The 20,805-nt window shown below is 38.2% G+C and carries 11 protein-coding genes; 7 read left to right on the top strand and 4 right to left on the bottom strand.

Annotation, left to right across the window (positions count from 1 at the left end; genetic code table 11):
* Genes NG809_RS11870 through NG809_RS11860 form a run of 3 tightly spaced genes read right to left on the bottom strand, consistent with a single transcriptional unit; the run spans position 1 to position 2,432 of the window.
* Positions 1 to 1,131 (bottom strand): glycosyltransferase family 4 protein, encoded by a 1,131-nt coding sequence (locus NG809_RS11870; RefSeq protein WP_262150892.1) that lies wholly within the window; start codon positions 1,129 to 1,131, stop codon positions 1 to 3.
* Positions 1,132 to 2,055 carry an FkbM family methyltransferase gene (locus NG809_RS11865; RefSeq protein ID WP_262150890.1) on the bottom strand — a complete coding sequence of 308 codons (924 nt, stop codon included), beginning with the start codon at positions 2,053 to 2,055 and terminating at the stop codon, positions 1,132 to 1,134. It lies immediately after the preceding gene.
* 32 nt (positions 2,056 to 2,087) lie between these two features.
* Positions 2,088 to 2,432, bottom strand: coding sequence for a phosphomannose isomerase type II C-terminal cupin domain (locus NG809_RS11860; RefSeq protein WP_262150888.1), 345 nt, complete (start codon positions 2,430 to 2,432; stop codon positions 2,088 to 2,090).
* A 120-nt stretch (positions 2,433 to 2,552) separates the two neighbouring features.
* Between NG809_RS11860 and gltX the strand changes: the two genes are divergently transcribed.
* Positions 2,553 to 4,061, top strand: coding sequence for a glutamate--tRNA ligase (gene gltX, locus NG809_RS11855; protein ID WP_262150886.1), 1,509 nt, complete (start codon positions 2,553 to 2,555; stop codon positions 4,059 to 4,061).
* A 47-nt stretch (positions 4,062 to 4,108) separates the two neighbouring features.
* Positions 4,109 to 5,065 carry an acetyl-CoA carboxylase carboxyltransferase subunit alpha gene (locus NG809_RS11850; protein WP_056035611.1) on the top strand — a complete coding sequence of 319 codons (957 nt, stop codon included), beginning with the start codon at positions 4,109 to 4,111 and terminating at the stop codon, positions 5,063 to 5,065.
* 72 nt (positions 5,066 to 5,137) lie between these two features.
* Here the strand turns inward: NG809_RS11850 and NG809_RS11845 are convergent, their stop codons facing one another.
* A complete protein-coding gene (locus NG809_RS11845) occupies positions 5,138 to 5,821 on the bottom strand; it encodes a DUF6759 domain-containing protein (RefSeq protein WP_262150885.1) in 684 nt (227 codons plus the stop codon).
* A 143-nt stretch (positions 5,822 to 5,964) separates the two neighbouring features.
* Here NG809_RS11845 and tsf point away from each other — a divergent pair, with 143 nt between their 5' ends.
* The 5 genes from tsf (at position 5,965) to NG809_RS11820 (ending at position 20,698) form a co-directional block, all read left to right on the top strand.
* Positions 5,965 to 6,789, top strand: a complete 825-nt coding sequence (tsf, locus tag NG809_RS11840; protein ID WP_262150883.1) for a translation elongation factor Ts — start codon at positions 5,965 to 5,967, stop codon at positions 6,787 to 6,789.
* A 188-nt stretch (positions 6,790 to 6,977) separates the two neighbouring features.
* Positions 6,978 to 11,120: a T9SS type B sorting domain-containing protein gene (locus tag NG809_RS11835; protein ID WP_262150881.1), complete on the top strand. Its 4,143-nt coding sequence runs from the start codon at positions 6,978 to 6,980 to the stop codon at positions 11,118 to 11,120.
* An 80-nt stretch (positions 11,121 to 11,200) separates the two neighbouring features.
* The gene (locus tag NG809_RS11830) at positions 11,201 to 14,062 is read left to right on the top strand and encodes a T9SS type B sorting domain-containing protein (RefSeq protein WP_262150880.1); all 2,862 of its coding nucleotides are present in this window, start codon (positions 11,201 to 11,203) and stop codon (positions 14,060 to 14,062) included.
* 272 nt (positions 14,063 to 14,334) lie between these two features.
* Complete coding sequence (locus NG809_RS11825; RefSeq protein ID WP_262150878.1) at positions 14,335 to 17,172, top strand: T9SS type B sorting domain-containing protein; 2,838 nt, start codon at positions 14,335 to 14,337, stop codon at positions 17,170 to 17,172.
* A gap of 112 nt (positions 17,173 to 17,284) precedes the next feature.
* A complete protein-coding gene (locus tag NG809_RS11820; RefSeq protein ID WP_262150876.1) occupies positions 17,285 to 20,698 on the top strand; it encodes a T9SS type B sorting domain-containing protein in 3,414 nt (1,137 codons plus the stop codon).
* The last annotated feature ends 107 nt before the right edge of the window (positions 20,699 to 20,805 follow it).

The following is a 20,805-nucleotide window of genomic DNA, read 5'->3' as shown; positions in this document are numbered from 1 at the left end:
TTAATAATTTGCATTTGCAGCATCTTTGTAAACCTGTAAACATTGCTCGGCAGCTTCATTCCAGTCGTATTTTTTTACATGCTCAAGACCTTTTTTCGCATATTCAGTTCTCATTTCCGGATTGTTGATCAGCTCTTCAATTTTTTCTTTCAAATCATTTTCAGATTCAGAATCGAAATAAATTCCGGCATCTCCGGCAATTTCCGGCAGAGAACCATGTGTTGAGAGTATGATCGGGCATCCGCAGGCCATAGATTCTACGACAGGAATCCCAAAACCTTCATACAAAGATGGCAAAACAAAACACTTTGCCTGCCTGTAAAAATGGCCTAATTCATTTTCCTCAAAACGTCTTTGCACAACCTGTTTTTCAACACCTAAACTCTTCAGATATGCCGATTCTTCTTCATCAAACTTACCACCGCCGGCTGCAATCAGCATCAATGAACTGTCATTTTTTAACAAAGATTCAATTGATTTGACTAAAAATTTAAAATTTTTATAATTGGGTCTTGCCCCTACATACAAAACATAATTTTCGGGTAAGTCAACCTTGACATTACTGTGCATTCTAATTGAAGTTCCATGGTAGACAACAACAATTTTGTCGGGATCGATATGCGGATAAACTTTTACAATATCCTTTTTTGTATTGTGTGAAACCGCAATAATCTTCGTTGCTTTATCCAACAATAATGCCTTTCTTTCTACCACACGGAAATCGTCATCAACGAAATACTGAGGTAAAAGCTCGTGAATCATATCATAAACGGTAAGCACAAAAGGTTTCCCGTTTATTTTCTCTAAAAAATAGGGATTGTAATATGTAGGCACTACTACATCATAATCATTCTCCTGAAATTTGGTTTCCAAAAGTTGATCAGATTTTCTTTTTCTTAAAGATCTTGTGCTGATTTTTAAAAAAGACAAGACTTTATACAGGATATGCAAGCTTTTATTTTTTGCGGGAAGATCTGTTTCCTTTAAATAAGCATTATCCGAATTGTAAACAGGCAAAATAATTTCTACTCCCTTTTTTTTTGAAAGTACCGAAAAAACTTCAGTATAATATCTGGAGATTCCACCGTAAGTTTGCTGATAAAAAATCTGTGGATCTAAGAGTATCTTCATCTATTTTTGAGTATAAAATTCTGTAATTCTATCATTTACAAATTTAAGCTCGCCTTCATTGTAAGCTAAAACATCAAAATAAAAAATTGTCGAATAACGGTTCAAAACCTGCGAACGTATAAGGTAATCATTGAGCGTTTTAATTTCCTCAATAGATTCTGTAGTCTTCACATAAGTTCCAAAATTATCGAATAAACTGAAGTGCGTGTAGCCCAAATCTTTTAATTCTGACAGAGCTTCAAGATATTTATTATTCATTTCATCTCTCTGAAGCGTTTTAGCAGAATCATTATTTAGAAAAGTCTGCATTTCAAAAAACACAAATTTTGGTAAATACTTATGGGCTTTACCGAGGTCAGAAAAAGTATTAATGACATCCCAGTCATATCCGTCAGTGTCGATTTTAAGTATATCAAATTTTTCACATAATTTTTCTGGAATTACACTCAATAAATCTTCAAATGAAATGGTATTGTTCTGTTCCTCTCCGGAACTTTCATTAATTGAACCTGTAGATGAAGTTTTATCTTTTTCTATTACAAATGCACCTTTACGGGTAGAAATAAATTTCTGTACACCTAAAAACCTGTCAGTAAGATTATTCATTACAATACTTTCAACGCATTCTTTATAAAAATCTGCATCTGGTTCCACGCCTACAACAAAGCATTTATCGTTCTGGCTGAAAATCGCAATGCTGGTATCGCCAATGTTTGCACCTATATCTACAATCAAGCCATCAAAGAAGCTACAGAAGTAAGGTAAAAATCTATCATACAAAGGATATTGTGCCTGATATTTTTCAAGCATATGATTATCTTTTAGGACAAGTTTATATTTTCCGACTGCATAATCAGTCTTAAAACTTTTTTCTCTGTTGATCTCCGTTTTCTTTTTCTGTCCGAAAAAACTAAAATTTCTCATAAGATGTATTTGGATAAAATTGAGAATTAAAATTAACTTCTGTTGTAATCATCTTCAATCCGCACAATATCATCCTCTCCAAAATAAGTTCCTGTCTGAACTTCGATAAAAACAACAGGCTGATCTGAAAGATTCATCATTCTGTGCTTAGCTCCCAATGGGATAAAAATACTTTCACCGTACTTCAGATTGATTTCCTTATCATCTAAAACCACCGTAGCGTCACCTTCAATGACAGTCCATTGTTCCTGTCTTTTATAGTGATACTGATAAGAAAGTCTCTTTCCGGGATTTACCACAATTCTTTTCAGTTTGTAGTTTACCTCATCAGCCAGTACATAATACGTTCCCCAAGGTCTTTCACCGATTTCAAGCATAATTTGTGGATTCTAAATTTGTACAAATGTAGATAATAAGATTAAAAATCCCAACTTCAAAAACATTAAACAGGCGCAAAATATTTTATTTAAGTAAATTTGCAAAAATTTTATTTAAAAATGAGCAAAGTAAGAGTACGTTTTGCACCAAGTCCTACAGGGCCATTGCATTTGGGAGGCGTAAGAACCGCATTATATGATTATCTTTTTGCAAAAAATCAGGGTGGTGAATTTGTTTTGAGAATCGAAGATACCGATACTGCAAGATATGTTGAAGGTGCTGAAGAATACATCGAAGAAGCTTTGGAATGGTGCGGAATTATTCCAGACGAGAGCCCAAAGAAAGGCGGAAAATTTGCTCCATACAGACAGTCTGAAAGAAGAGATATTTACGACAGATATACTGAGCAAATTTTGAAAACAGATTATGCTTACATTGCTTTTGATACAGCCGAAGAACTGGAAGCCATCCGGGCTGAATATGAAGCTAAAGGAGATGTATTTTCTTACGATAATAAAACCAGAAACCGCTTAAGAAACAGCCTTTCACTTTCTGAAGAGGAAGTTCAAAAGCTTTTGGATGAAAAGACGCCTTACGTTGTAAGATTTAAAATGCCAGTTGACCGAACTTTAGGATTGGTGGATATTATTAGAGGAAATTCTGCGGTGAATACAGACTCTTTAGACGATAAAGTTCTGGTAAAAAATGACGGAATGCCAACGTACCATTTCGCCAACATCATCGATGACCACGAGATGGAAATTACACACGTGATTCGTGGTGAAGAATGGTTGCCATCTTTAGGTTTACATACATTATTATACGAAGCAATGGGGTGGGAAGCGCCTGAGTTTGCACACCTTTCTTTAATTTTAAAACCTGAAGGAAAAGGAAAATTAAGCAAAAGAGACGGCGATAAATTCGGATTCCCTGTTTTTCCTTTGAATTTTACAGATCCTGCTACCGGAAATGTTTCTAAAGGATATAGAGAAAGCGGATATTTGCCTGAAGCATTCATCAATATGGTGGCACTTTTGGGTTGGTCTCCCGCAGATGATAAAGAGATTTTGTCTCTGGAAGAAATGGCAAAAGAATTTGATTTAAATAAAGTTCATAAAGCCGGAGCCAGATTCAGCAAAGAAAAATCTGAGTGGTTCAATCATCAGTACATTCAGTTGAAATCGGATCAAGAATTGTTACATCTTCTGAAAAATTCAGATTTAAATTTAAATATTGAAGATGAAAAGTTGTTGAAAATCATTCACTTGATGAAAGAAAGAGCTACTTTCCCAAATGACATTTACGAAAACGGAAAGTTCTTCTTTGAGGCACCAACTTCTTACGACGAAAAAGCTTCAAAAAAGGCATGGAATGAGGAAACTTCAACTCTTTTGACTGAATTTTCTTCTGTTTTAAACGACACAGAGGTATTCACTTCAGAAAACATCAAACAAAAATTACACGATTTTGCCGAAAACAAAGGCGTGGGAATGGGAAAAGTGATGATGCCGCTACGTTTGGCTTTAGTAGGAGAATTGAAAGGACCGGATGTTCCCGATATCGTGGAACTTGTTGGTAAAGAAGAAAGTATCGCCAGAATAAGCAATGCTGTAAATAATATTAAATAGATTTATCATATTTTTCATACATTTGAAAGATTTAATTTACTTCAAGAATGGAATATTTAAGTTTCGAACTTCCTATAAAAGAGCTGATGGATCAGTATCAAACCTGTTCATTGGTAGGAGAAGAAAGTGGTGTTGATGTAAAATTAGCATGCAGCCAGATCGAAGACAAGATCAGAGATACCAAAAAAGAAATCTACGGAAATCTTACGCCATGGCAGAGGGTACAGCTTTCCCGTCATCCGGATCGCCCATACACCTTGGATTATATCAATGGTATGGTAGATAAAGGAAGTTTTCTTGAGCTTCACGGCGACAGGAATTTCGCTGATGATCCTGCATTGATTGGTGGCTTGGCAACACTTGACGGTCAGAGAATCATGATTCTTGGAACTCAGAAAGGAAGAACGACAAAAGAAAGACAGCACAGAAGATTCGGTATGCCGAATCCTGAAGGATACAGAAAAGCTTTGAGACTGATGAAGCTTGCCGAAAAATTCAAAATTCCTGTTGTTACTTTAGTTGACACACCGGGAGCTTATCCAGGCCTGGAAGCTGAGGAAAGAGGACAAGGTGAAGCCATTGCAAGAAATATTTTCGAAATGACGATGCTTAAAACTCCTATTTTCACTTACATCATCGGTGAAGGAGCGAGTGGCGGCGCATTGGGAATTGGTGTTGGTAATAAAGTGTATATGCTTGAAAACACCTGGTACACAGTAATTGCACCGGAAAGTTGCTCTTCAATCCTATGGAGAAACTGGGATCACAAGGAAGATGCTGCAAACGCATTGAATTTAACTCCACAAGATGCATTAAGAGAAAAATTCATCGACGGAATCATTGAAGAACCACTTGGTGGCGCTCATTACGATCCTGAAACAACTTATTTGAATTTAAAAGCTTCAATTTTACAGAATATTAAGGCTTTCTCTAAATTCACAGGCAAAGAACTTGAAACGCACAGACAGGACAAGTTTATTGCGATGGGGCAATTTAAAGGCTAAAATTAAAATCAAAACATAAAAAAACGCAGCGAAAGATAATTTCACTGCGTTTTTCTTTTCTTTAAACTTTTCTCAATCGCTCACACTCAATTCAAGCTCGATATCTTTTGCAATTCTCTTCAGAGAAGAATATTTCGCATCGCAAACCATAGTGGTTAAAACATATTCACCTTTATCAACCTGCACGTAATTTTGTCCGTTTGCAGGAACATTGAGGTTGTAATATTTTTTTCCGGTAATTTTTACGATGAGGTTACATTTTGATCTGTTTTTGATATTGATGTAGGCCGTGGGATCTGAATCATCCTGATTGAAAATATGGGAAAGATAATCCGCAGTTCTTTTGTGCTCTTCGCTCGTACCTGCTTTTTTACTTCCGACACTGGCATAATTTACAGTGCGTTTCGGAGCGGAATTGGATGCGACAGATTTGCTTCCCAGATCCTGGCTTTTGGTAATTTTCTCCACCTTTTCCTTACTCATAGGTGTGATGGTAGGTTTGGCTTCCGGAGAATTGTCTGCCATGATTATTCCAATTAGCTTTCTTTTGAAATACTCCGTTTTTTCGTGTCCCGGATTCTGTTTCAGAAAACCTGCAATAATTCTTGCTTCGTTCGAAATCTCTGCGTCCTGCTCAGTATATATAATCAATGTCTCTTTTTCTGCAACAGCTTTCGCTTTTGATTTAGATTTTTTCTTCTGAGCAAAACCTAAGCTGAAAAGGCAGACAAAAAGGATTAGAAAAATTTTCTTCATTAAAATTACTATTAAAAATTTATCAAATAAATACTATAACGCAAAAAGTCATTTTTTAGTTTATCATTAAAACATTATCTTTGCGCCACAAAATTTAAACGAATATAAACATTTATAAATTTAAATAAAAAATAATAGATATTATGTCTTATACACCAGTAGCTGCAGACGTAGCAAAATTGAGAAACCAAACCGGTGCAGGTATGATGGACTGCAAGAAAGCTTTAGTAGAAGCTGAAGGAGATTTCGAAAAAGCAGTAGATATCCTTAGAAAAAAAGGACAGAAAGTAGCTGCAAACAGAGCAGACAGAGATTCTTCTGAAGGCGCTGTAATCGCTAGAGTAAATGAAGATAACACTTTGGGTACTATCATTTCTTTAAACTGTGAGACTGACTTCGTTGCTAAAAACGAGGCGTTCATCGAGTTGGCTTACGAATTGGCAGAAATGGCTATTTTCGCTGCTACGAAAGAAGAATTATTAGCTACAGATTTCCACGGGATGACTGTTGCTGACAAATTGATCGAGCAAACTGGAGTTATCGGTGAGAAAATCGAAATCGGTGCATTCGAAAGAATTACAGGTCCTTTCCTTGGAGCTTACATCCACGCTGGAAACAAAATCGCTGCAATCACTGCACTTTCTGCTAAAGTAGACGGAGCTGACGAAGCTGCAAAATCTGTTTCTATGCAGGCTGCTGCTATGAACCCAATCGCTCTTGACGAAACTAAAGTTTCTCAGGAAACTATCGATAAAGAACTGGAAATCGAAAGACACAAACTTACTGAAGAAGGTAAGCCTGCAAACATTATCGATAACATCCTGAAAGGTAAAATGCAGAGATTCTACAAAGACAACACATTGGTTCATCAGGATTTCATCAAAGACAGCTCAATGTCTGTTGCTGATTATGTAAAATCTGTAAACGGAGATCTTAAAGTTACTGGATTTATCAGAGTTAGTTTGTAAGAACTTTTTAAGTTCAAAAATATCAGTCCCGGTGAAGTTTTTCATCGGGATTTTTTATTATCGAATCTGTTATTATATGAAAGAATTATTAATAATTTAATTAATCATTTCCCTTCAGAATGAAAACAAATAAAAAGATGTAAAAATTTGATTATTAATATGTAAATTTGCGTCCCTATAATCTCTGAATGAAAAGATTTTTACTAAGTATTTTTGCATTTCTGTGTTTATCCCTTAATGCTCAGCTTGATACCGATCACTGGTTTGCTCCCATGGCAGCAAAAGCAGGAACCGCTAATTTACAAAGCGTACTGTACCTTTCCACGAACGAAACGACGCCATTCAGCGTGCAGATTTTTAACAATAATACTGTTTTTACAACAGTACAGGTAAGCAAAAACAATCCTGCTCAGGTCAACATTCCTGAAGGATTCATGTTTGCAACGAATCAGGCAGATCTTTTCACTCCTAACAGTATGGGAATTTATGTGAAAGGGAGTAAAAGATTTTTTGCCAATTTTAGATTTTCGGTAACCAATCACGCAGAGATTATTACCTCAAAAGGTCTTGCAAGTCTTGGGACAAAGTTTTACGCAGCCATGGCCCCACTCACCGGAAGTAATTTTTACATCAGTTCCATGATCGGAATTTCAGCTACGGAAGATAATACCAACGTTGTTATTTCCGGATATAATCCCAATGTACTTTTCAGCGACGGGATCTCAGCTCCTACCAGAACAGTAACTTTAAATAAAGGACAATCCTACATTTTAGATGCTGTAAGTGCAGACGCAGCCGAAAATATGAATGGTCTTGTCGGGGCAAAAATTGAATCTACAAAACCTGTTTCTGTTACCAATGGTAATTTCAATGGCATTTATACCAACAACAATTTCACCAACAATGATATTTTGATGGATCAGGCTGTGCCGGTGGACAAACTCGGGAAAGATTTTGCTTTGGTAAAAGGTAACGGCTCACTTACGACAGGTATGGAAACTGCCCTGATTGTAGCGACAGAAGACAATACCACCTTTACAATTAACGGCACAGCGTCCGGCGTTACTTTAAACGCAGGACAGTATTTTTTACTTCCCGTAAACTATTACATTAATCAGGGCAATAATATTTATAATTTAGGAATAACGGCTACCAAAAATGTTTATGTCTATCAGCTTTTAGCCGGTGCGAGCTCAGGAACAGAATATGCAACAGGAGGTTTTAACTTCATACCACCGTTAAGCTGTTTTATGCCCAATCAGATTGACGAAATTGCTCAAATCAACAGAATCGGCAACACCACTTACGCTACTAAACTGAATATTCTTACACAAACAGGAGCAACAGTTACTATAAATGGTGCCAATGTAGCTGCAACGGCCGGACCTTATCCTGTGCCGGGAAATGCTAACTGGGTCACCTATTCTGTACCCAATGTTTCCGGAAACGTTACAGTAAACTCTACAAAATCCGTGACCGCAGGAATAGCAGCCGGAAGTGGCGCAGTAGGTTACGGCGGTTATTTCGCTGGATTCTCTTCTGTTCCGGCAATTACCAAAACAGGAGACTGTTATTTAGGTGTGATCCTTCAGGTAGACAGCAGTTACGATGCTTATCAGTGGTTTTTAAACGGACAGCCTATTGCAGGTGCAACATCCTACTCTATTAATCCTGAAACGTATGGTGCCGGAAATTACACGTGTCAGATTACCAAAAACAATTGTGAAACCAAACTGACAGCTATTTATGCTTATACCAGCTGTCCGCCAATTCCTACAGCGACTTACACGATTGGAAGCTGCCAAACAAAGCAAATCAATCCTGCACTTGTGGTTTCAACACAAACAATAGTGCCTTCAAGTGTAAATGTGGTTCAGGCTCCTGCTTCGGGAACTACATCTGTAAATACTTCTACAGGACAGATAACCTATACGCCAAATATATCTCTTACCGCTGATGTTGCAGACAGTTTTATGTACTCAGTTCAGGGGAATGGAAATCCTGCTGATATTGAATATTTTAAGGTCATCATAAATGTTGATGTTTTACAAACTGCAAACGCTACACTTTCAGTCTGCTCAAATGCAAACGGAACAGGTACTTATGATTTGACTTTGGCAGTAGTAACATCTGATACAGGAACGACAATTGCATATTATGCTGATGCTGCGCTTACCTCTTTAATTGGAAACTCAAACAGTTACAGCACAATTGCAACAACGGTTTACGCTAACGTAACTTCACAATATGGATGTTCAAAAACAGCTCAGATAACATTAAATATAAATTCATCACCAAATATCAATACTGCTAATTACAACTCAAACCTTTGCGATGATAATTTAGACGGAAGTATTAATATCACCTTTTCAACTATCACGCCGCAGATTGTAAGCAATTCAGCCAACTTTACTGTAAAATATTATTTAAATCAGATTGACGCAACTGCAGGAAACAACACAAACCTTCCTAATAACTGGACATACACTGCAAATACAACAGTTTACGTAAGAGTAGAATCCTCAAATGGATGTCCACCCGCTTTTGGACAAATCAATTTTACAATTGGTTCTAAAATAACTTTATTAACTCAGGATTACAGTACCTTGGTGTGTGATACTAACTGGGACGGAACAGAGAATGTAGACTTAAATACTTATAAAAACAATTTCACAACTGACCCTGCGGTTTCATTGACGTTTTATAATACTTTGGCTGATGCGCAAAATACAACAGGAGCTGTCAGTGCAAATCAGATGATTGCTCCTTCTCAGGCTTTCTATGTAAGATTTCAAAGTACAAACAGCTGTCCGAATATTGCCAAACTAACTTTAACTTTAGATCAGATTGTTACATCCAATGCCACTTTAACTGCTTGTGGTGATGCTGCCGGAAATGCCAGCTTCAACCTTACAACAGCAATTGTAACAACTACGGCAGGTACAACGATTACCTATTTTGGAGACGCCGCACTTACAATTCCACTTTTACCACCTACAAATGTTGTATCCTGGGGTACAACTGTATATGCAAACGTCACTACAGCTTTTGGCTGTTCCAAGGTCGTACCTATTATCTTAGCAGTTAATCCTTCACCCAATATAAATACCGCCAATTTCAACGGAGCGGTTTGCGATGATAATTTAGATGGAACGGTAAATATTACCTTCTCTGCGATAACGCCTCAAATTGTAAGCAATTCAGGAAGTTTTACCGTTAAATATTATCTCACTGCAGCGGCTGCCACAGCGGGAGGAACCAATAACCTTCCCAACAACTGGACCTATACAGCAAATACAACAGTTTTTGTAAGAGTGGAATCTGCAAATGGCTGTGCACCGGCTTTCGGACAGATAAATTTTACAATTGGTGCAAAAATTCCTTTAATCACCAGCAACGTCATCACTCAGGTTTGCGATCTCGATTTAAGTGGTTCAGAATCTGTTAATTTAAATGACTATAAAAATCTTTTTACAGCAGATCCTTCGGTTTCATTATCATTTTATACCACTTTAGCCAACGCTCAAAACGGAACAGCTCCAGTTAACGCTGTTCAGAATATTACCGGTGCTCAGGTGTTTTTTGTGAGATTTACAGGTGCAAATGGTTGCCCTGTCGTTGCACAGATAAGCATTACACTGAAGGCAGGAAAAAAATCTGATGTTCTTAAAAATCAGATCGTCTGTCCGGGGCAGAGAGCTGTTCTGGATGCAGGCTCAGGCTTCACTTCCTATTTATGGAATACGGGAGCTACTACGCAGAGTATTTTAGCTGGTGAAGGCAATTATTATGTTGATCTCACATTCAACGGATGCGTTTACAGACAAAATGTAATGGTAACAACCGCTGTTTTACCTACGATCACCAGCATTAATGTAACTGCGGGAACGGCTACCATTAATGTCAGCGGCGGAACACCTCCTTACCTTTACTCAATCAACGGATTTGATTACCAGACGAGTAACATTTTTACCGGCCTTTCGAGAGGTCCGTACAAGGCATACGTAAAGAGCGAGGACGGATGCGAGCCAATTGTAAGAGACTTCCTTATTATTAACCTCATCAATGCTATAACACCAAACGGAGACGGTTATAATGATTATCTGGATTACACTGATCTTCAGATAAAAGAAAATGTGAGCATCGAAGTAGTGGACAGATATGGAGCACCGCTTTACAGATCTACAGGTAAGAATTTCAAATGGGACGGAAGAGCCGGAAACAGAAACCTGCCAACCGGAACGTATTGGTATGTAATCAAATGGGCAGAACCTGACACCAAACTACCGGTTTCTTATTCTGGTTGGTTAATAATCAAGAATAGAGAATAATCTTTAAACTTTTGTTAATATTTTTTAATTATATCTTAAAATTTTATGTTACTTTTGTAGAAATCCTAATTCCAATTCCTATGAAAAAATTTCTACTAAGTTTTGCATTAGTGTTTCTGACGTTCACCAGTCTGTTTGCCCAAAAAGATACAGAGCATTGGATCGCACCGTTTTATGATAGTTCCTCAACTTCATATAATCATGGCTTGTATTTTTCAACTGATCAGACCACACCTTTTGAGGTGAAAATTTATAGCAATAATGTACAGATCGGCGCAGTAACAATTTCTAAAGGTAACCCTCAGTACTTTAATATTCCGACGGCATCAACTGATATTGTTGAAGTTTCAACTCCTGCAGATGCTTTTGTGCCAATCAATAAAGGTATTTATACACAAGGTGATAAAGGATATTTTTTAACCTTGAGAATTTATAATGGTTCACATGGCGAGATTTTAACTTCCAAAGGAAAAGCAGGTATCGGAAAAATTTTCTATGCAGCAAATGCGCCTATAACCAACACTACTGTTTCTAGTTATAATTTTACGACGGGAATTATGGCTACTGAAAACAACACTGCAGTAACAGTATCAGGTTTTGATCCGGCAGTAAACTTCATCAATAATGGTACTGCTACCGGCAATATCACATTCACGCTTAATAAGGGACAATCTTACATCCTTGCCGGAACAGCTGGCACATCTGCCAATCACACAGGATTCATTGGAGCAAAAATCTCTGCTGATAAGCCAGTTTCTGTAACCAACGGAAATTCTAATGGTTTTTATGCAAACGGAAGTGGAACAGACGGTTCCGACTTAATCTTAGACCAATCTGTACCTATAGACCGTTTGGGGAAAGAATTTGCTATGATCAGAACATTAGGCGCACATGGTACGGGATACAACATGGAGGGCGGTCTTGTAATAGCAACTGAAAATAATACAGAAGTTTACTTAAATAATGGTTTAACTCCAGTGGCAACTCTTAACGAAGGAGATTTTTATAGAATACTGGATTCCGGATATGTGCAACAGGGTACCTCCAGTCACTACAATATTTATGTGAGAACTACTAAAAATGCGTACCTGTATCAATTTGTGTCAGGAAATATGAATACAAGAAATAATGGTGGCTACAATTATATCCCACCATTGAACTGCTTCTTGCCTAGAAAAATCGAAGAGATTGGAAAGATCACAGAAATGCCGACAAGTGCCAGCGGCTCTGGTACTCCAACATCTACGTTTCTTTTAAAACTTAATATTATTACCGAAGCAGGAGCAACTGTAACTTACAGCGTCGACGGCGGAGCACCGATTACTCCGACAGCAGCACAAGGGCCGTACGCGCTTTTGGGAAATACAAACTGGGTTACCTACGATATTCCGGGAATTACAGGTAACTTAACAATCCAGTCTAACAAGGCAGTTACCGCCGGTGTGAATGGAGGTTACAGCTCGGCGGGATATGGTGGCTTCTTTGCAGGCTTTAATTCAGTTCCTGTAATCGCAAAGCAAACAGGAGACTGTATTCCGGGTATTATTCTTGAGGTTGACAGTGGCTACGACACATATCAATGGTACCTTAACGGCGTTGCCATTTCAGGAGCAACTGCCAATACTTATACACCGACAGCAGCAGGAAACTATACAGTTACGGTAACAATGGGAACATGCCCACCATTGACAACACCAATTTACAAAGTGTTTACATGTTTAAAGCAAACCGTAAAAAATTTAAACATCTGCGGATCGACAACGATTATTCCAGCTTTCTCAAGTTCTACCCAAACGCCGGTGGCTGGTACCGTTACCATAATTACACAGCCTACTCATGGTACGGCTACAATTAATCCTTCAACGGGAGTAATAACTTATGTGCCTACAGCTGGATATTTAGGACCAGACACCATCGTTTATCAGTTTTGCGGGAATGCAGCAGAATTTGTAGACTGTGAAAAGATCACTCTTAATCTCACATTAGTTCCATTTGTCGTAAATGATAAAACCTTAACAGCCTGTCAGTATACTGATAAAGCAAGTTTTGATTTAACAAGTGCAAATGTTATTGATTACAATGGTGTTACTAAAACATATTATCCAACACTTAACGATCTTAATACGAATCAAAATATTATTACAGATCCAACGGCATACCTTTCTGCAGGAGGCTTTGTTTATGTAAAAGTTACCACACCGGAAGGCTGTAAAGCAAATGCAAAAATTACGCTGATTGCTATTCCGATCAAGAAGTCAGCACAACTGGTAGACAAAGTCATTTGTATTGACGGAAGAACAGATCTGGATGCAGGCCCAGGCTACAGCAGTTATTTATGGAATACTGGAGCAACTACCTCATCTATTCTTGGAGTTCCGGTAGGAGAATATTGGGTAAAACTTGAAAACAACGGATGTTTTGTACAGCAGTTTGTGAGAGTAATCAAAGCTCAGGAGCCCGTTATCACCTCAATTGATATCAACAATACAACAGCTACTGTAAATATCAGCGGCGGTAAAGCACCTTACAAATATGCGGTAGACGGAACAACGACATGGCAGGATTCTAATGTATTTACTGGTCTTTCCAGAGGGCAGCATACTTTCTATGTGAAAGATTCTTATAACTGTGCTCCGGTGGCAGTAGAAGTTACGGTTCCGAATCTGATCAACGCAATCACACCTAATGGAGATAATGTAAATGATTTTATAGATTACAGCGCTTTGAAATACAAAGAAAACCTAAGCTTTGTTATTTACGATCGATATGGTAACAAAATCTTTACAGGAGACAAATTCAACAACTATAAATGGGATGGCAAATTCTTTGAAAAAGGCGTGGTAACCGGAACTTACTGGTATCACATCAACTGGAATGAGCCTAATGCACAGAAAACTTCAATCAAATACACTGGTTGGATATTAGTTAAGAACCGGGAATAATAAATAAATTCTCTGAAAAATTAAATGCCGTGGTTTTTTAACCACGGCATTTTTTAATGGTTCGTTTTTTAAGATATTAATGCTCGATGAAATTAATTTCTGTTATAGTATAATAAACTTTATTTAAAATATACTTTGAGTTCATTCTATCTTATTTACAATCATGTTTAAGCATTAAACCTAAAAATTCAATTTTAATCTCGACTTATATAAAATTAAAAACATATCATTACAAAAAATTCATTATTTTTGCGAAAATCCTAATTCTGCTTATGAAAAAATTTCTACTAATTCTACTACTAATGATCTCCTCGGTTAATTTGTTTGCCCAGCGAGATACAGAGCACTGGATTGCACCATATTATGCATCCACATCTGTTACAGCACAGTCACTTTATCTTTCTACAGATTCTGTGACACCCGTGACAGTAACGGTAAACAGCAATAATACTGTTTTGGGAACAGTAACAATAAGCAAAAACAGTCCACAGACCTATATAGTACCCGCGGGAAACATCGCAGCTACAAATACTGGTGAGGCGTTTACTGTTATCAATAAAGGTTTATATCTCAATGGCACAAAACCTTTCTACTGTACGTTGAGAATGGTCAACAGCGTACAGCATGCTGAAGTTTTGACCAGCAAAGGTAAAGCTGGTATCGGAACCGAGTTTTTTGTTGCGAACACTCCATCTGTTACCAGTCGTGTCGCTGACAACTTTACAGCAGGAGTCTTAGCAACAGAAGATAATACCACAGTTACAGCGACTTGGAGCGCAATTACTCCGATCACTTTTCTGGGAGCAACACCAACAACCAATACACATACCTTTACTTTAAATAAAGGACAGTCTTTTATTTTTGCAGGTACGATTGGTCCCGCAGCACCGTTCATGGGAGCAAAAATCGTTGCTACCAAGCCGATCACCCTTACAAACGGGAACGTAACAGGAAATTTTGGTGCTACAACTTCATCCGGTACCGATATCATCTTAGACCAGTCTGTTCCACTTAGCAGATTAGGGAATGAATTTGCGATGGTAAGAACAAGGTCTGCTACAGCGCAAGAACTGGAAGGAGGAATCGTAATTGCTACAGAAAATAATACTGAAGTATATTTAAACGGATCTGCCACCCCTGCAGCGACTTTAAATGCTGGTCAATGGCACAGAATTTCGGGAAGCAGTTATATAACTCAACCTGGAGGACACCCGAACATGTATATCAGCACTACAAAGAATGTTTATTTGTATCAACTTGTATCGGTAAATAATGACAATGCAACTTGTGGTTTTAATTATATACCTCCTTTAAACTGTTTTCTGCCAAGAAAAATTGATGAGATTGGTAAGGTGGGAGAAATGCCTACAGGAGCAGGAGGTGCCAGTGCTGTACCATCTGGTACGATTGTTAAGCTAAATATCCTTACCGAAGTAGGTGCCACCGTAACATATACTGTGAACGGAGGTGCACCTTTAACACCTACAGCCGCACAAGGACCATTTCCTTTAACCGGAAACTCGAACTGGGTAACGTATGCCATTCAGCCCATCAACGGAAATATTGCAATTCAATCTAACAAAGCTGTTACTGCAGGGATTAACGGAGGTCACAGTACTTCAGGTTATGGTGGATATTTTGCAGGTTTCTCATCAATTCCATTAATTGCCAAGCAGACTGGAGACTGTATTCCAGGGCTTGTTTTGGAAGTAGATGACGGTTATGATACATATCAGTGGTTCAGAAACGATGTTCCTATTCCCGGTGCCAATTCCTATTCTTATACACCAACAATTGCAGGAAATTATACTGTGAGAATTACAGTTGGATCCTGTGTACCTGCTACAACTCCTGTTTACAAAGTTTTCACCTGTCTTCAGCAGACTACGGATGCAAAAACGGTTTGCGAGGGCTATTATAATATTGTACCTCAGTTTACGAGTTCAACACAGACTTATGTACCTTCAACAGTTACAATCGTAACACCTCCAACAAACGGAACAGCAATCATTAACCCTACTACCGGTGTAATAGGATACACTCCGAATTTCGCTTATGTAGGGACAGATACAATCACTTATAAATTCTGTGGAAATGACCCTGAATTCGTAGACTGTGAGCAGATTACACTTACTTTCACGATCTCAGAAAGTCCGACAGTTACCAATGCTACGCTGAGATCTTGTTTTTTACCCACCAATGTTTCTACAGCATTATTTGACCTTACAGCGGCAAACGTAACTCTTCAGACCGGAACATCTAAGAAATACTACCCTTCTTTAACAGATGCTCAGAATCAGACTAATGAAATTACAGATCCCGATAATTATATTGCTCCAAACGGAGTAGTTTATGTGAGAGTCAGCAATACCAACGGATGTTACAGAATTGCAGTAATTACTCTTATTGTACTTCCTCCTGTATATTCTACAGTTTTAGTAGATAAAGAAATCTGTATTGAAGACAGAACCACTCTGGATGCAGGAGCAGGTTTCGACGGATATACGTGGAGCAACGGAGATACTACACAGACCATCAGCAACGTTACTGTTGGTAATTATTGGGTGGATCTGCAGACAGGTGACTGTACCACAAGGCAGAATGTAACGGTTTATCCTACGCAACAGCCCGTAGTTACAAATATTGAAGTATCAGGTACAACCATTACAGTACAGGTTACAGGTGGAACTGCTCCATATCAATATTCAATTGACAATATCAAGTGGCAGGATTCTAATGTTTTCCCTGATCTACCGAGAGGTGATATAACAGTTTATGTGAAAGACAGTTTTAACTGTGTACCACAGCAGGTGAATATTACAATACCTAACATCATCAACGTAATTACGCCAAATAATGACGGTGTAAATGATGTTCTTGATTACTCTTCACTGGCTCATAAACCTAATCTTACCTTCTCAATCTTCGACCGTTACGGTGTACAAATCTTTGAAGGTAACAAAGACAAAGGGTACAAATGGGACGGAACAGTTGGTGGTAAGAGAATCTCTACCGGAAATTACTGGTTCAGCATTTCCTGGAACGAAAACAACAGAACTCAAACTCCTGTGAAATTCTCAGGATGGGTTCTTGTAAAAAACAGAGAATAATACTTAATTTTCATCAATAATTAAAAACCACAGTCATTTGGCTGTGGTTTTTTGCGTTATTTTAAACAATTAATAAAAATTAATTATTAAATTTGTAGAAACCGTATCTCTGATGAAGAAAATTCTATCCTTTTTTCTTTTAATCTTCATATATTCCGTTTCGCTGGCACAGCTTGACCGTGAGCATTGGTTTGCACCGATGGTAGACCGTACAGGAAACCCGAATCCTTACCAGACTTTATATCTTTCAACCAGCAGAACGACACCCTTTCCTGTTACCATTTATAACAACAATACTGTAATCGGTACAGTTATCATCAGCAAAAATAATCCCCAGAAGTTTGATGTTTTAAGAAATTATATCATCACAACAGTGCAGTCAGACTTATTTACCACTTCTACAAAAGGTTTATATCTGAAAGCAGAATTTCCCTTTTATGCCAACTTAAGATTTTCTGTATTTAATCACGGAGAAATTATCACTTCTAAAGGAATTCCCTCCACCGGAACAACTTTCCATGTTGCGACCGCTCCGATAACAGTCAGTAACGGAATTCTCAACTTTATGACAAGTGTTTTGGCGACAGAAGACAATACACAGGTTACCATATCGGGGTATAAAAATACGGTACAGTTCTCCAACGGAACTACTGCGGTTACCAATCCTACCCTGAGTTTCACTTTAAATAAAGGTCAGTCCTACATTATAGACGGAAACGGAACTATTGCAGGAAACTGGGATGGTTTTATTGGGGCTAAAATACAGTCAACCAAACCGGTCAATGTAACCAATGGAAACTTCAACGGACAGTATGCAGGAAATATTCCGCTGAGTTCTGATATTCTGATGGATCAGTCTGTTCCTGTAAGCCGTCTCGGAAGTGAATTTGCCCTCGTAAAAGGAAACGGAAGCATCGGCTCGAACATGGAAGGCGCACTTGTAATTGCCACAGAAAACAATACACTTGTTTATGTAAATAATGAAATACCTCCTGTTGCAACACTGAATATCGGACAGTATTACGTCGTTCCCAGTTCAAAATATATTTTGCAGGGTTCAGGACATTATAATTTATACTTAAAAACCAGTAAAAACGCTTACGTCTACCAAATGTTAGCCGGAAATTCTTCTGCAGCTGATGAAGTGGCAACCGGAGGTTTCAATTTTATTCCGGCACTAAACTGTTATCTTCCGAAACAGATCAATGAGCTCGGATTTATCAATGAAAATTTCGTTCATACAGGAGTAAATCCTTCGGGCATACTTAATATTCCAACAAAATTAAATTTAATTACCGAAAGAGATGCTGTTGTTACCATCAACGGAGTTCCACCACCAGCAGGAACAGGCCCTTTCACCATGACAGGAACTTCCAGCTGGGTAACTTATGGCATTCCAAACGTAACGGGAACACTTACCATTCTTTCTACAAAAGCAATTACAGCTGGAATCAATGCCGGAAGTGATGCTGTTGGCTACGGAGGTTTCTTTGCAGGATTTCCTACCCAACCGGTTATTTTAAAATCCGGCACATGTATTCCCGGAGTTGTGCTCACGGTAGATCCTATTATTTATGACACCTATCAATGGTTTAGAAACGGAACAGCGATTCCTGGAGCAAACGGAACGTCATATTCGCCGACACAATCAGGAAATTACACCGTTTCAGTAACGATGGGAAGTTGTGCACCTTTGGTTTCCGTGCCAGTTCCTGTACAAAACTGTACAAAGCTCACCAGTGAAAGCCAAACTGTTTGTAGTACCAAAATATTTACTCCAACTTTCTCAAGTTCAACACAAACTCCGGTAGCGTCAACGGTTTCCATTGTAACTCAACCTGCTTTGGGAACTGTCGCCTTAAATACAACAACTGGAATCATTACTTACACTGCTACCTCTCCAGGTACAGCAGGAACAGATACTTTTTCATATACCTTCTGCGGAAATGATCCAAACTTCCCGGATTGTGAGACGGTAACCGTTACAGTAAATATTCCCGCATTTGCTTTTAATAACACAACATTAACCTCATGCAATGTAAACGGCCAGGGAACATTTAATCTTACACAGGCGAATGTAAGTACAGGCAGCAATATTACTGTGAACTATTTTACCAATCTTGCCGATGCTCAGAACGAAAATTTACCTGCACAAATTACATCTGCTACGAATTACTCAGCCACCAATGGTACAGTTGTTTATGCCTTAATAAAAAACACCTCAGGCTGTAAGGGAATTGCTCAGATAACACTGAATTTTTTTCCAGTAGCTGTCATCAATCCTCTGAATGTTAATGCCTTCTGTGATGAAAATTTAGACGGTATTGTGAATGTGGTTTTATCTGATGTTACGCTGTTGGTGGTGAGTAATCCTACATATTTTACAAATGTGAAATATTACACTACATTGACAGAAGCTAATTTGGGACTTAATAATAACCTTCCAAACAACTGGAGCTACAGTACAAATACTACACTTTACATTCGAGTAGAATCTCCCGATGGATGCGCTGCCGTAATCGATGATATAAATTTTGTTGTCGGCGGAAAAGTTCCTTTGCTCAAAACTTCGCTCAGCACTTTTTATTGCGATGATGATACCGATGGAGTAAAAGTTGTAAACTTAAATCTTTTTGTTCCGCAATTCACCACAGATCCTGGAGTTAATATTTCCTTCCATGGAACTTTGGCAGATGCCAATAATGATACAGGAGCTATAAATAATTCGGTAAATCTTACCGGAACGCAGACCTTCTATATCAGATTTGAAAAAGCCGGTCAGTGTCCTTCCGTTGGAAGTTTAACATTAACAGTTAAAATTCCGAAAAAATCTGATATTCTTGCCGACAAAACAGTCTGTCCGAAAGCTACCACTACATTGGACGCCGGATCGGGTTTTACTTCCTACAACTGGAGTACGGGAGCAACCACACCAAGTATTTCCAACGTTCCGGCAGGTAATTATTGGGTTGAACTTACTTTTGATGGGTGCACCTACAGACAGTTTGTGAGTGTATCTGAATCTTCACCGCTTATCATCACCTCACTGGATATCAACGGTACAACGGTAACTGTCACAGCGACTGGCGGAACTCCTCCCTACGAATATTCTCTCGACGGTTTCAACTGGCAGTCTTCCAATGTTTTCAAGGAAGTGCCTACTGGAAACCACACGGTTTATGTGCGTGATTATCAGCAGTGTGAGGTAGTGCAGCAGACCTTTGTGATTATCAATTTAATTAACACTATAACTCCGAATGGTGACTCTGTAAATGATGTGATAGATTATTCTGCGCTGATGAATAAAGAAAATCTTGTTTTCAGAATCTTCGACAGATACGGAGCAGAACAGTTCCGCGGAACTCCGCAGAATAAATTTACCTGGGACGGGATGGTGAGAGGAAGACACGTTTCTACCGCCACGTACTGGTATTTTATTTCATGGACGGAAAATAAAATTGTCAACGTTAAATATTCGAGCTGGTTGCTTGTAAAAAACCGAAACGACAGTCTTTGGGACAGATAAAACTTTCTAAATAACAATAATTTAACAGTATTGCTGAAAGTTTAATACAACTTTAACCCGTATTCTCACGGTAAAAGGCAAAAAATAAATATAATGTTATGTAATTT

The sequence above is a fragment of the Chryseobacterium foetidum genome (assembly GCF_025457425.1).
In the GTDB taxonomy this organism is placed as follows: domain Bacteria; phylum Bacteroidota; class Bacteroidia; order Flavobacteriales; family Weeksellaceae; genus Chryseobacterium; species Chryseobacterium foetidum.
Note: the sequence above shows the minus strand (reverse complement) of the source record. Positions and strands in the feature narration are given on the sequence as shown.

Coding starts and splice junctions, on each gene's coding strand:
- gltX (WP_262150886.1), top strand. CDS start 2,553: ATGAGCAAAGTAAGAGTACGTTTTGCACCAAGTCCTACAGGGCCATTG.
- NG809_RS11860 (WP_262150888.1), bottom strand. CDS start 2,432: ATGCTTGAAATCGGTGAAAGACCTTGGGGAACGTATTATGTACTGGCT.
- NG809_RS11820 (WP_262150876.1), top strand. CDS start 17,285: ATGAAGAAAATTCTATCCTTTTTTCTTTTAATCTTCATATATTCCGTT.
- NG809_RS11825 (WP_262150878.1), top strand. CDS start 14,335: ATGAAAAAATTTCTACTAATTCTACTACTAATGATCTCCTCGGTTAAT.
- NG809_RS11830 (WP_262150880.1), top strand. CDS start 11,201: ATGAAAAAATTTCTACTAAGTTTTGCATTAGTGTTTCTGACGTTCACC.
- NG809_RS11865 (WP_262150890.1), bottom strand. CDS start 2,055: ATGAGAAATTTTAGTTTTTTCGGACAGAAAAAGAAAACGGAGATCAAC.
- NG809_RS11850 (WP_056035611.1), top strand. CDS start 4,109: ATGGAATATTTAAGTTTCGAACTTCCTATAAAAGAGCTGATGGATCAG.
- NG809_RS11845 (WP_262150885.1), bottom strand. CDS start 5,821: ATGAAGAAAATTTTTCTAATCCTTTTTGTCTGCCTTTTCAGCTTAGGT.
- tsf (WP_262150883.1), top strand. CDS start 5,965: ATGTCTTATACACCAGTAGCTGCAGACGTAGCAAAATTGAGAAACCAA.
- NG809_RS11870 (WP_262150892.1), bottom strand. CDS start 1,131: ATGAAGATACTCTTAGATCCACAGATTTTTTATCAGCAAACTTACGGT.
- NG809_RS11835 (WP_262150881.1), top strand. CDS start 6,978: ATGAAAAGATTTTTACTAAGTATTTTTGCATTTCTGTGTTTATCCCTT.